Annotated in this window: 12 protein-coding genes; 9 read left to right on the forward strand and 3 right to left on the reverse strand. The window is 64.1% G+C overall.

All coding sequences use genetic code 11. The annotated features are described in order from the left end of the window. Positions 1-357: 357 nt before the first annotated feature. Positions 358-1,620, reverse strand: coding sequence for a dihydroorotase (locus tag ACQRBR_RS04400; protein WP_303880862.1), 1,263 nt, complete (start codon positions 1,618-1,620; stop codon positions 358-360). Next, positions 1,621-2,574: an aspartate carbamoyltransferase catalytic subunit gene (locus tag ACQRBR_RS04405; protein WP_006003985.1), complete on the reverse strand. Its 954-nt coding sequence runs from the start codon at positions 2,572-2,574 to the stop codon at positions 1,621-1,623. Between the two features lie 359 nt (positions 2,575-2,933). Between ACQRBR_RS04405 and ACQRBR_RS04410 the strand changes: the two genes are divergently transcribed. From ACQRBR_RS04410 to ACQRBR_RS04450, 9 genes are all read left to right on the forward strand, one after another. Next, positions 2,934-3,731 carry a sulfite exporter TauE/SafE family protein gene (locus ACQRBR_RS04410; protein ID WP_300706047.1) on the forward strand — a complete coding sequence of 266 codons (798 nt, stop codon included), beginning with the start codon at positions 2,934-2,936 and terminating at the stop codon, positions 3,729-3,731. Between the two features lie 171 nt (positions 3,732-3,902). Next, positions 3,903-4,766: a YitT family protein gene (locus tag ACQRBR_RS04415; protein WP_006003987.1), complete on the forward strand. Its 864-nt coding sequence runs from the start codon at positions 3,903-3,905 to the stop codon at positions 4,764-4,766. Positions 4,767-4,772: 6 nt separating this feature from the next. Next, positions 4,773-5,975 (forward strand): amidohydrolase family protein, encoded by a 1,203-nt coding sequence (locus tag ACQRBR_RS04420; protein ID WP_427812390.1) that lies wholly within the window; start codon positions 4,773-4,775, stop codon positions 5,973-5,975. A 95-nt stretch (positions 5,976-6,070) separates the two neighbouring features. Continuing rightward, positions 6,071-6,409: a histidine kinase gene (locus ACQRBR_RS04425; protein ID WP_168934594.1), complete on the forward strand. Its 339-nt coding sequence runs from the start codon at positions 6,071-6,073 to the stop codon at positions 6,407-6,409. 194 nt (positions 6,410-6,603) lie between these two features. Next, positions 6,604-7,719 (forward strand): branched-chain amino acid ABC transporter substrate-binding protein, encoded by a 1,116-nt coding sequence (locus ACQRBR_RS04430; RefSeq protein ID WP_006003993.1) that lies wholly within the window; start codon positions 6,604-6,606, stop codon positions 7,717-7,719. A 75-nt stretch (positions 7,720-7,794) separates the two neighbouring features. Beyond that, entirely contained in the window at positions 7,795-8,700 is a 906-nt protein-coding gene (locus tag ACQRBR_RS04435) for a branched-chain amino acid ABC transporter permease (RefSeq protein WP_006003995.1), read from the forward strand. After that, positions 8,697-9,725 carry a branched-chain amino acid ABC transporter permease gene (locus tag ACQRBR_RS04440; protein WP_204626294.1) on the forward strand — a complete coding sequence of 343 codons (1,029 nt, stop codon included), beginning with the start codon at positions 8,697-8,699 and terminating at the stop codon, positions 9,723-9,725. The genes ACQRBR_RS04435 and ACQRBR_RS04440 overlap by 4 nt, the downstream gene beginning before the upstream one ends. Then, positions 9,722-10,495, forward strand: coding sequence for an ABC transporter ATP-binding protein (locus ACQRBR_RS04445; RefSeq protein WP_427812392.1), 774 nt, complete (start codon positions 9,722-9,724; stop codon positions 10,493-10,495). Before ACQRBR_RS04440 ends, ACQRBR_RS04445 begins: the two co-directional genes overlap by 4 nt. 1 nt (position 10,496) lies before the next feature. After that, positions 10,497-11,207, forward strand: coding sequence for an ABC transporter ATP-binding protein (locus tag ACQRBR_RS04450; protein ID WP_168934590.1), 711 nt, complete (start codon positions 10,497-10,499; stop codon positions 11,205-11,207). 303 nt (positions 11,208-11,510) lie between these two features. Here the strand turns inward: ACQRBR_RS04450 and ACQRBR_RS04455 are convergent, their stop codons facing one another. Then, on the reverse strand, positions 11,511-12,653 hold the full coding sequence (locus ACQRBR_RS04455; protein ID WP_427812393.1) for an aldo/keto reductase: 1,143 nt from the start codon (positions 12,651-12,653) through the stop codon (positions 11,511-11,513). Positions 12,654-12,899: the final 246 nt, after the last annotated feature.

Below are 12,899 nucleotides of genomic sequence, written 5' to 3' on the forward strand. Positions count from 1 at the left end.
GCGCTTGCCGGCTGCTTTCATAGCATAGGTGGAAACGATACACACAAGCTCCAGGGATATCTTCGCTCATGATAAGCCTGGGAACAGACGGCAGATAAGCGAGCTTAGGGGAACAGTTTTGCCCTGTCCTGAGCCCTGAGCAGGGGACCGCCCTGTGCGCCATTTGGGGATGGATGGGCCACGCGCTCGTGCTGCCCGAAAGCTGGCGCAGGCCGTGACCGTTGCGACAAGGCACCTGCGGGTATCGACAGCAGCGATACAGGGAGGCCTTCCTCCGATCCGAAAAAAAATGCCATGCCCGTCGGTACAGACACCGTTCGGGCATGGCACAAAGTTACAAGGTCTTTTCCCTGTTTTTTAGAACAGCTGGACGCCGCCTATCCAGTGATGACGGACGCGGCCCTGCATCTCCTGGCCCAGGAAGGGAGTGTTGTAGCTCTTGGAGTACAGGGTCTCGCGGCTGACGGTCCACTTTTCTTCGGGATCGAAGAGGAAGAAGTCGGCCGGATCACCGGGTTCGAAGCGGTTGAGGGGCAGATTGAAGATCTCGGCCGGGCGCACGCTCCAGAGGCGGTGCAGGTCGGCCTCACTGATGACGCCCTCGCGCACCAGCTGCCAGGTCAGGGTCAGGGCCAGGTCCATGCCGGTGAAGCCGCAGGGGGCCTCGTCCAGGGTACGCTCCTTTTCATGGGCGGCGTGGGGGGCGTGGTCGGTGGCCAGGATGTCGATGGTGCCGTCCTTGATGGCCCGGCGCAGGGCCTCGCGGTCTTCGGGACGGCGCAGCGGCGGGCTGACCTTGGCGTTGGTGTTGTAGCCGTCCAGCGCGGATTCATCCAGCGTCAGATAGTGGGGGCAGGTCTCGGCCGTGACCTTGACGCCGCGGGCCTTGCCCCAGGCGATGATGTCCACGGTCAGGGCGCTGGAGACGTGGGCGATGTGCACGGGCAGGTTCAGGTATTCGGCCAGCATGATGTCGCGGGCGGCCTGCACGGCCTCGCCCACCGGGGGCTGGCCCTTGACGCCCAGGCTGCCGCTGAGGGGACCTTCGTTCATGACCCAGCCGCGGGCCAGGGTGCTGTCCTCGCAGTGATCGATGAAGGTCAGGCCCAGGTCGGCGCCGTATTCCATGACGCGGCGCAGCAGTTCGGTGCCGGGCATGGGACGGCCGTCATTGGAGATGGCCACGCAACCGGCGTCCTTGAGCTCCTGCAGGGGGGCCATCTCTTCACCGGCCAGGCCCACGGTGGCGGCGGCGATGGGGCAGAGGCGCGGACCGTGGGGATGGGTCTGGGCGGCGCGATCCAGCATGAAGCGGGTGACGCTGGCGTTGTCGTTGACGGGCTTGGTGTTGGCCATGCACATGACCGAACCGAAACCGCCGCGGGCGGCGGCCTCCAGGCCGGTGTTGATGTCTTCCTTGTATTCGAAGCCGGGCTCGCGCAGGTGGACGTGGGCATCCACCATGCTGGGCATGAGGATCAGGCCGCGGGCGTCCACGATCTGGCTGCCTTCAGGAGCGGCGTGATGGCCGGCGGGGGTCATGGTCACGATCTTGCCGTCCCGCACCAGCAGGTCAACGGGGGCGTCCAGGTGACGGGCGTTTTTGATGCACAGGGTCATTTAGCAACCTCCATCGTTACGGGTGGCCAGCAGGTAGAGGACGGCCATGCGGGTGGCCACACCGGACGCCACCTGATCGAGGACCAGGCTGCGCGGGTCGTCGGCCACGTCGTTGGAAATCTCCAGCCCGCGGTTCATGGGGCCGGGATGCAGGACCTTCACGCCGGGGTGGGTGAGTTCCAGATGACGTTCGGTCAGGCAGAAGCGGCGGGAATATTCGGCCAGGTCGGGCAGCAGGCCTGCCTGCTGGCGTTCCAGCTGCAGGCGCAGGCACATGACGGCGTCGGTGTCGCGCACGGCCTGGTTGAGGTCGCCGTACACGTCCACGGGCCAGGATTCCACACCGGCGGGCAGCAGGGTGCGCGGCGCGCACAGGCGCACCTTGGCGCCCAGCATGGTGAGCAGGTGCACGTTGGAGCGGGCCACGCGGCTGTGGGCGATGTCGCCCAGGATGAGCACCTGCTTGCCGGCAAAGGCATCGCCCCAGACCTGCCGCAGGGCGAAGCTGTCCAGCAGGGCCTGGGTGGGATGGGCGTGCCAGCCGTCACCGCCGTTGACGATGCCGCAGGAGACACGCTCGGCCAGGAACTGGGCCGCGCCGCTGCTGGGATGACGGATGACGATGACGTCAGGCCCCATGGCCTGCAGGGTCAGGGCCGTGTCCTTGAGGCTCTCGCCCTTGTTGAGGCTGGAACCGGACTTGGCCAGGGAGTAGGTGTCGGCGGAAAGGCGCTTGCCGGCCACATCGAAAGACGTCTTGGTGCGGGTGCTGTTCTCCACGAAGAAGAGCACCACGGTCTTGCCCTTGAGGGTAGGCACCTTTTTGACGGGTCTCAGGTTGATTTCCTGGAAACTGGCGGCCACGTTCAGCAGGTGACGCACGTCCTGTGCGTCGAGCTGGGTGACGTCCAGCAGGTCTTTGTGCGGCCAGCGGTACGTAGTATCTGTAGTCATGGCGTCGTGGGGTTGCAGGATTAAAAAAAAGCCCGCTCAACGGCGGGACAAAAGAAAAACCGGGCAGAACCCCTGCGAACGGTGTTCACAGGGCGCAGATCACCGCGGTACGTTGCCAGACATTTCATGGGGGCAAACCTAGACGCTGCCGGGCGCTTTGTAAAGCAAAAAGTCAGTTGACGCTTTGGGGGGCTTTGTCTACTTTCTTGAGGTATTGCGCCGGACCAGCGGCAGGTGTCCGGTGCCTGTCCCGGGGGCGTGACGGGGCCCGTGGCCCCACGCCTTTTTGTTTTTTCTGCCGTTTCGTACCGCGATCGCGCCTCCGGGCACGACCTGCGCTGCCATGGAGGAAGGTCGTCATGCTCGTTTCAATCCTTGTCTATTTGTGCTGCGGCGCCGTGGCCGGTGTGCTTGCCGGTCTGCTGGGCGTGGGCGGCGGTATCGTCATCGTGCCCATGATGGTGGCGGTCTTCCCCAGTCAGGGCATCCCCGCCGAGTATGTGCAGCAGCTGGCCCTGGGCACCTCGCTGGCCAGTATCATGGTCACGTCCATCTCCAGCAGCCGGGCCCATCACAAACGCGGTGCCGTCCACTGGGACATCTTCCGCAACATCACGCCCGGCATCCTGCTGGGCACTTTCCTGGGCGGTCTGGTGGCCACCCACATGCCGACCCTGTTCCTGAAGGTCTTCTTCATCTGCTTCCTGGGCTTCGTGTCCCTGCAGATGCTGTCCAACTACCGTCCCCCGGCAAGCCGTGAGATGCCCGGCGCCCTGGGCACCGCCGGTGTGGGCGGCGTCATCGGCCTCATCTCCAGTTTCGTGGGCATCGGCGGCGGGACGCTCTCCGTGCCGTTCATGAGCTTCTGCAACGTGCCTCTGCATCACGCCGTGGGCACCTCGGCCGCCATCGGCTTCCCCATCGCCGTGGCCGGTACGCTGGGCTATATCGTGGGCGGCTGGAACGCCCCCGGCCTGCCTGCCGGTTGCGTGGGTTTCGTGAACCTGATGGCCTTTTTCGGCATCGCTGCCGCCAGTTTCATGACGGCTCCCATCGGCGCCAGGCTTTCCCACTCCCTGCCCACGGCCAAGCTCAAGAAGGGCTTTGCCGTGTTCCTCATCATCGTGGCCCTGCGCATGCTGCTGGGCCTGTTCTAGGATCATCCCCGGGCGGACCGGGACCGTCACCGTTTTGGGGCCTCGCGTCCCTGCCGAGGCCGTCGTGCTCTTTTGCGGAGCGCGGCGGCCTTGGACGGAACGGGCCTGTTCGTCCCTGTTTCAAGGCTGGCACGCGGCCTTCCACCGTAACCATTTCGAATCGGGAGACCCATGAAGCTGAAAACATACAATAACAGGCTCGCTGAGTCCGTCTGGTGGAACCTGCTCTGGCTGACCATCGGCGCCTTTTTCGTCACCGTATGCGTCAAAAGCGTGGTGGCTTCGCACGCCATGCTGGCGGGCGGCGTCCTGGGCATGGCCCTGCTGGTGTTCTACAATACCGGCCTGCTGACGCCCCTGATCTGGTACCTGTTGCTCTCCATCCCCATTTGGGTCTGGGGGTGGTTCTTCGTGGGGCGCCGTTTCTTGCTCTATACGGCCTACGGCACCATCTGCACCACCATCTTCGGCATGTTCGTGGACTTCCAGATCCCCATCAACAACGAAGTCTATGCCGCCGTGGTGGCCGGTGTGCTGCACGGCACCGGCGTGGGCATGATGCTGCGCACCCTGGGCAGCGGCGGCGGTACGGACATCATCGCCGTGGCCCTGAAACAGCGCTGGAATATCCCCATCGGGCAATTCAGCTTTGCGGTCAACATCTGCATCTTCCTGGTGGGCGCCTTCAGCCTGTCGCTGGACATCATCATCGCGTCCACCATCATGATGTTCATTTCGGCCAATACGCTGGAATATGTGGTGGGCCTGTTCAACCACCGCAAGCTGGTGATGATCATTTCCGAGAAGGGCGAGGAGGTCAGCGAGGCCATTTTGGCCAGCGAGCGCTTCGGCGTGACCCTGATTCGGGGCAAGGGCGCCTATTCCGGCGGCGACAGGGAGATCCTGCTCACCGTCACCAACAACGTGGCCCTCAAGCGTCTGGAGAACCTGGTCTTCATGGTGGACCCCAAGGCCCTGTTCGTGGTGGAGAACACCTTTTACGTGTCCGGCGGACAATTCTCGCGCCGGAATTGATGCCCTATGCTGCAAGAACATGACGACCGGCTCCGCATCATCCGCGCCCGGACCATCCTGGATATGCTCGGGGAGCGCCCCGCCACGGGCCGTGACCTTTTCCGTCCCCTCAAGGGGCTGGACAATGCGGCCCTGCTGATACGCGGCGGCTGCGTCCTGGACGTGCTGCCCTGGAAGAGCGTGCGTGTGCCTGCCGGGACCCCGGTGACGGACATGGGCGACGTGACCCTGATGCCCGGCAGCATCAATGCCCACTGCCATCTGCAATTGTCGCATACGGCGGGCCGGACGTTGTTCGGCGCGGGCTTCACGGCCTGGCTGCGCAGCCTCATCGCCCTGTTGCGCGAAGAGCATGACGGCACGGCCCTGACCCGGGCCTGCCGGGACATGGCCGCGGCGGGCACGGCCCATGTGGGCGATTATGCCGGGGACGGTCTGCTGGCGGTGGATGCTGCCGTGCGGGCGGAAGGCATGGGCGTGACCCATTTTTGCGAGTGGTTCGGCGGCCAGGCCCCCTTTATCGACGACGGGCGTCCCTGGCCGCCGCGTTGCCGTTCCCTGCTGGAACGCCAGCCGGAAGTGGCCGGGCGCTGTGCCCCGGCCGGGCACGCCCTGTATTCTACGGATGCCCGCGTGTTGCAGGATGCGCGGCAGTGGTGCCGTCTGAAGGGGCGTCCCTTCGCCCTGCATCTGGCGGAATCCGAGGACGAGACGCGCCTGCTGCTTGACGGCGAGGGCCCCCTGTGGGACTGCTACCGGGGCATGGTGCTGCCGGAAGACTGGGCCGTGCCGCATCTGCGGCCTGTGGCCTATGCCCGGCGCCTCGATCTGCTGGGCCCGGGCACGCTGGCCGTGCACGGCGTGCAGCTGGAGCCCGCCGAAGTGACGGCCCTGGCCGCCAGCGGCAGTGCCCTGTGCCTGTGCCCCCGTTCCAACGAAAATCTGGCCGTGGGCACGGCGCCCGTGGCCGCGCTGCTGGAGTCCGGCCTGCTGTGCTGCCTGGGCACGGACGGTCTCAGCTCCAACACGGATCTGGATGTGCGTCAGGAAGCTGTTTTTTTGCGCGAAAGGCTGGACGTTGCCCCGCAGGCCCTGATACGGTGCCTCACTGTGAACGGGGCCGCCGCACTGGGCCTTGCCGGATACGGGCGCCTCGAGCCCGGGAGCAGGGCCGTTTTCAGCGTGCTGCCTGAAAGCCTCTCCATCTGATCCCATGCTATTTCGGCCGGTATGTCTCCGGCCTTCCACGACAGTTGTCCTTCATATTCACCGAATCATCAGAACGAGCAATAACGGGAAAGGTTATGAGCGAAGCAATCCTTGACTGGAAGGAAGCCATGGCGCGCGTGGATACCACGCGCGGGCTCTATGTGAAGCTGCTGCGAAACTTCATCGAGACGGAACGGGATACCCCCGTCAGGGTCTCGGTAGCGCTGAAGAACGGTCAGCAGGAAGAAGCCCGCGCCATGGTCCATGCCACGCGTGAAGCTGCCGCCGAACTGGGCGGCAAGGCGCTGGCGGCGGTCGCGCTGGAGCTTGAAATGGCCATCAAGGCCGGTGCGGACACCACGGTGGCCCTGCACCGTTTCGACAGCATCACCACGGATACCCTGGTGGCCATGGCCACGGTGGCCGCACAATAAACAGATGTTTTTCCGCCCATCTCCCGCATCCCTGATGCCGGGAGGGGCAAAAAAGTCCTTTTTTTTCCATCGTTGCAACTGTCGTGGAAGGCCCTTTCCGCCCCGGACGGGGAAAGAGGAAAGGGCTTTTTCTTTTGTACGTTTTGGGATATGCTGTCCGCTTGCAACAACTCGTACCTTTGGGAGAGTACCTTATGAAAAAGCTCGGGCTTTTGCTGGGAGTGGTAGCCTTGCTTGTGCCTTCGCTGGTTCTGGCGGGCGACATCAAGATCGGTCTGATGTGTCCGTTGACGGGCAAATGGGCCTCCGAAGGGCAGGACATGAAAAATATCGTGAGCCTGCTCGTGGATGAAACCAATGCCAAGGGCGGCATCAACGGCAGCAAGGTGGAACTGGTGGTGGAAGACGACGCCGGTGACCCGCGCACCGCTGCCCTGGCGGCCCAGAAGCTGGCTTCCGCCGGTGTGGTGGCCGTCATCGGCACCTACGGCTCCGCCGTGACCGAAGCCACCCAGAACATCCTGGCCGAATCCGAGCTGGTGCAGATCGGTACCGGCTCCACCAGCGTGCGTCTGACCGAAAAGGGCCTGCCGCTCTTCTTCCGCACCTGCCCGCGTGACGACGCCCAGGGCAAGGCCGCTGCCGCCGCCATCATCAAGGCCGGTTACAAGAAGGTGGCCCTGCTGCACGACAACTCCTCCTATGCCAAGGGCCTGGCCGAAGAAAGCCAGGCGGCTCTGGAAAAAGCCGGTGTGAAGATCATCTTCTACGATGCCCTGACCCCCGGCGAACGTGACTACACCGCCATCCTGACCAAGCTGAAGGCCGCCAACCCCGACCTGATCTTCTTCACCGGCTACTACCCCGAAACGGGCATGCTGCTGCGCCAGAAGAAGGAAATGGGCTGGGATGTGCCCATGATGGGCGGTGACGCCGCCAACCATCAGGACCTGGTCAAGATCGCCGGTCCCGAAGCCGCTGCCGGTTACTTCTTCGTGAGCCCGCCGCTGCCCCAGGACATGGATACCGACGAGGCCAAGAACTTCCTGAAGGCCTTCAAGGACCGTTACAAGACCGTGCCCGTCTCCGTGTGGGCCGTGCTGGCCGGTGACGCCTACAAGGTGCTCGAGGCCGCTATCGCCAAGGGCAACGACGATCCCGAAAAGATCGCCGAATGGCTCAAGCAGCTCAAGGAACTGCCCACCCTGTCCGGCAAGATGGGCTTTGACGAAAAGGGCGACCGTGTGGGTGATTTCTACCGCATCTACAAGGTGAACAACGCAGGCAAGTTCGAGCTCCAGGCTCGATAGAAAAGTCATCCGAAGCGGGGCGGCGGGCAGTGAACGCCGCCCCGCAAACTGCGCCGTGGGGCGCATGACCGAGACATGGAACAGTTTTTTCAACAACTTTTGAACGGCCTTGCCGTGGGCGGCATCTACGCGCTGGTGGCCCTGGGCTACACCATGGTCTATGGCGTGCTCAAGCTCATCAACTTCGCGCATGGCGACCTGTTCACCATCGGCGCCTATCTGGGCCTGACCCTGCTGGTGAGCTGCAACCTGGCGGGCGTGCTGCCGCCGGTGGTGGCCGTGCTGGCGGTCTTCATCATGGTGGGCATCATGGTGGCCATCATCGGCTGCCTGCTGGAGCGCGCCGCCTATCGCCCCCTGCGCAAGGCCGGGCGCCTTTCGGCCGTGGTGTCCGCCCTGGGCGCTTCCATCTTTTTCCAGAACGCCGTCATGCTGGTCTACGGCGCGCGCTTCTATGTTTATCCCGACTGGCTGCGACCGGACTTCACCGTTGACCTCTTCGGCATCGCCGTCCCCGGCGTGCGCCTGATGGTCATCGCGGCCAGCGTGATCCTGATGCTGGCCCTGTGGGCCTTCATCCAGCGCACCCGTATCGGCGCGGCCGTGCGTGCCGTGGCCATCGACCAGGGCGCTGCCCGCCTCATGGGCATCAACGTGGACCGTATCATCTCCCTGGTCTTCTTCATCGGTCCCGGCCTGGGCGGCGCAGCCGGCCTCATGGTGGGCATCTACTACGGCCAGATCGACTTCACCATGGGCTGGTCCTACGGCCTCAAGGCCTTCACCGCCGCCATCCTGGGCGGTATCGGCAACATCCCCGGCGCCATGATCGGCGGCCTGCTGCTGGGCGTCATCGAAGCCCTGGCCGCCGGCTACATCGCCATCGCCTGGAAGGATGCCATCGCCTTCACGGTGCTGATCCTCATCCTGATCATCCGTCCCACGGGCATCCTGGGCGAAAGGACGGCCGACAAGCTATGAACCGCACCATCGTCATCGTCGCGCTGGCGGCGGCCCTGCTGGTCCTGCCGCTGTTCACCAATCCCTACTGGACGGACGTGTGCGTCAGCATCGGCCTGTATGCCCTGCTGGCCCTTTCGCTCAACGTCATTCTGGGGCAGGCCGGCATCTTCCATATGGGTCATGCCGCCTTCTTCGCCGTAGGGGCGTACAGCACGGCCATCCTGAACACCATGTACCACTGGCCCATCTTCCTGACCATGCCGGTGGCAGGCTGTGCGGCGGCCCTGTTCGCCCTGGTGGTGGCGCGGCCCATCATCCACCTGCGCGGTGACTATCTGCTCATCGTGACCATCGGTATCGTGGAGATTGTGCGCATCGCGCTCATCAACGACGTGGGCGGTCTGACCGGCGGTTCCAACGGCATCTTCGGCATCAGCCGTCCCGTGTTCTTCGGCTTCCGCATCTTCAAGCCCCTGCATTTCTATTATCTGGTCTGGGGCATGGTGGGCGTCAGCCTGCTGTTGTTCTACGGCCTGTGGCGTTCGCGCATCGGCCGCGCCCTCAACTGCATCAAGGAAGATGACGTGGCCGCCGAAGGCTGCGGCATCAACGTGACCCACTACAAGCTCATGGCCTTCGTGTTGGGCGCGTTCTGGGCCGGTATGGCCGGCACCCTCTATGCCGCCAAGATGACCACCATCGCGCCGGAATCCTTCAACTTCATGGAATCCGTCATCATCTTCGCCGTGGTCATCCTTTCGGGCGGCAGCCAGCTGGGCGTGCTGGTGAGCGCCTTCTTGTTCATCGGTCTGCCCGAGCTGCTGCGCGAATTCTCCGGTGCGCGCATGCTCATCTTCGGCCTGGCCATGATGCTGATGATGATCTGGCGTCCCCAGGGCCTCATGCCGCCCAAGAGCCGCCGTTACGGCGTGGCAGCTCTGCTGGAGGCCATCAAGGCCCGTGCCTGTGCCGCCGCTGACGGCAACGCGGTCCGCCTGGCGGACGATGCCCGCACTGCCGAGAAGGAAGGAGGCCGCGCATGAGCCTGCTGCAACTGCATGAGATCAGCAAGATCTTCGGTGGCCTGATCGCCATCAACGAGCTGTCTTTCTCGGTGGAGCAGGGCAGCGTGGTGGGCCTCATCGGCCCCAACGGGGCGGGCAAGACCACGGTCTTCAACTGCATCACGGGCAACTACAAGCCCGAACACGGCCGCATCACCTTCGGCGGCCAGAACATCACCGGCAAGCGCCCGCACAATATCGTGGAGATGGGCATTGCCCGTACCTTCCAGAGCATCCGTCTGTTCGGCAAGCTGCCCGCGCTGGAGAACGTGCTGGCGGGCCGTCACTGCCGCCTGAAGTCCGGCTTTTTGTCCTCCATGCTGCACACGCCTTGGCAGCGCCGCGAGGAAAAGGCCGCTGTGGAACGCTGCATGGAAGAGCTGGAGTTCGTGGGCCTGGCCGACCATTACGCCGAGGCCGCCAGCAGTCTTTCCTACGGCAACCAGCGCCTGCTGGAGATCGCCCGCGCCCTGGCCTCCGACCCCCGGTTGCTGATCTTGGATGAACCCGCGGGCGGCATGAACGACCAGGAGACCGTGGCCCTGGTGGATACCATCGCGGCCATCCGTGACCGTGGCATCACCGTGCTGCTCATCGAGCACGACATGCGCCTGGTCATGCAGATCTGTGAACACCTTGTGGTGCTGGAAAACGGCACCCTCATCGCCCAGGGCACGCCCGACCATGTCCGCAACCATCCTGCGGTCATCGAGGCCTATCTGGGTTCCGACGATTCCGAGACGTGGTAATATGGCACTGCTGACGCTATCCAACATACATGTCCGTTACGGCAGCGTGGAAGTGCTGCACGGTATCGACCTGCACGTGGACGAAGGGGAGATCGTGACCATCCTGGGCGCCAACGGCGCGGGCAAGAGCACGACCCTGCTGTCCATCAGCGGTCTGGTGCGGCCCTGCGAAGGGGAGATCATCTTTGACGGCAAGCCCCTGCTCAAATACCCCAGCCACGAAGTGGTGAACCTGGGCATCGCCCAGTCGCCCGAAGGCCGTCGGGTTTTCGGCACCATGAGCGTGCTGGAGAACCTGCGCCTGGGGGCCTTCTGCATCCGCGACAAGGAGCGCAGCGAGCGGACCCTGGAGTGGATCTTCGAGTTGTTCCCGCGTCTGTTCGAGCGCAAGCAGCAGCTGGCGGGCACGCTTTCTGGCGGCGAGCAGCAGATGTTGGCCATCGGGCGTGCCCTCATGGCCGAGCCGCGCCTGCTTCTGCTGGACGAACCCTCGCTGGGTCTGGCGCCGCTTTTGGTGCGTTCCATTTTCGAGACCGTGCGCGCCATCAACCAGAAGGGCGTCACCGTGCTCCTGGTGGAGCAGAACGCCCGTGCGGCCCTCAAGCTGGCCTCGCGCGGCTATGTGCTGGAAGTGGGCAACGTGGCCATGGAGGACACGGCCGCCAATCTGCTGGCCGACGCCAGCGTGCGCGAAGCCTATCTGGGCGGCTAACCGTCTGCCCGACACATGCGATAAAAAAGAGCCCCTGCCTGATGCGGGGGCTTTTTTTGCGTTATGGGCTCAGCGGTGGCGGAAGCCGTACGGCAGGAGCGGGAAAGAACATGCTGCTGGCGGTACCAGTTGGTGGACAGTTTGGGGGCCAGGATGACAGCGGCCCGTGCGGCAGAAGACGTCCCGCACGGTGGCCATGATTCGCGCTGGCTGAGTAAGCCCTGCCTGCGCCGTGTCCTTCCTTGCTTATTGCTCCTCCCTGTCTGCCGTGCAGGTCCGCCGCAACGGGAATCTCCCCCCGCCTTACTTGTCGATCTGGCTTTCCGTAAAGGCGTCCGCGCGGTGTCCCATGAGGGTGATCCCGCCGTATTCCCGTTCGAATTCTTCCAGCTCTTCAGGCGTCAGGCTCACGGCGGCACCGCCGAGGAAGTCGTCGAGATGGGCCGGATTGGTCGTGCCGGGGATGGGAGCGATCCAGGGGGCCTGGGCCAGGAGCCAGGCGATGGCGAACTGGGACATGGTGCATTGCTTGCGCTCGGCCCAGGTGCGGATCAGACGAGGCAGGGGCATGTTGTGCTTCAGGGCTTCCGGGGTGAACTGCGGCAGGGTGGACAGGCGCCCTGTGGTGAAGCGGCTGTTCTCGTCGATGGCACCGGTCAGGAAGCCCCGTCCCAGAGGGCAGTAAGGGACAAGGCCGATGCCCAGTTCCCGCAGGGTGGGGAAGATCTTGGTCTCCGGTTCGCGCCACAAAAGGGAGTATTCGCTCTGCACGGCGCTGACGGGCTGGACGGCATGGGCCCGCCGGATGGAGGCCGCGCTGGCCTCGGACAGACCGAAGTGGAGGACCTTGCCTTCCCGGATGAGGTCTTTCACCGTTCCGGCCACGTCTTCCATGGGGACCTTGGGGTCCACCCGATGCTGGTAGAGCAGGTCGATGTGGTCGGTGCGCAGGCGCCGCAGGGAACCTTCCACGGCCCGCCTGATATGGTCGGGACGACTGTTGAGGGCCGTGGGCCGGCCTTCTTCGACGCCGAAGCCGAATTTGGTGGCGATGACGACCTTGTCGCGTACCGGGGCCAGGGCTTCGCCGACCCATTCCTCACTGGTGTAGGGGCCGTAGACCTCGGCCGTATCGAAAAAGGTCACGCCGCTGTCGTATGCCCGCCGGATCAGGGCGATCATGTCCTTTTTGGCATAGGTGCCGCCATAGTAGCCTACCATGGGCAAACAGCCGAGGCCGATGGCAGAGACCTGCAAGGAGCCGAGACGGCGTTGCGGCAGGGAGCGGGGCTGCTGCCTGTTTTCCGTGGCGGATGGGGAGGGAAGTGTCGCGGCATGGGCCATGCCGTGCAGGGAGGAGGACAGAAGGGCGGCCGCTCCGACGGCCAGGCCACCGGCAAGGAAGCGGCGGCGGGCAAGCTGGTTTTCTCTCGTGATCGTATTCATGACGTACCTCCGTCAGCATCTGGCTGTGATCCCTGTATAGGCAGAGCACGCGAAGGAAGAAAGAAACGATCTTTGCAATTAGTTGCCTGTTTTTGGCGATGTCGGCTGATCCGGCCGGATGCGGCAAGATGCTGTCATGCCATCAGCACCGGGCGTCAGTGGCGAAGAGCCGTATCCCGCCCCAAAGAAAGATTTTACGGCATGGAGCGTAGAGAAAGGGGCACTTTTTCCGAAGCGCCCCTTCCC

The organism is Desulfovibrio sp. SGI.133 (assembly GCF_050313955.1).
GTDB lineage: Bacteria > Desulfobacterota > Desulfovibrionia > Desulfovibrionales > Desulfovibrionaceae > Desulfovibrio.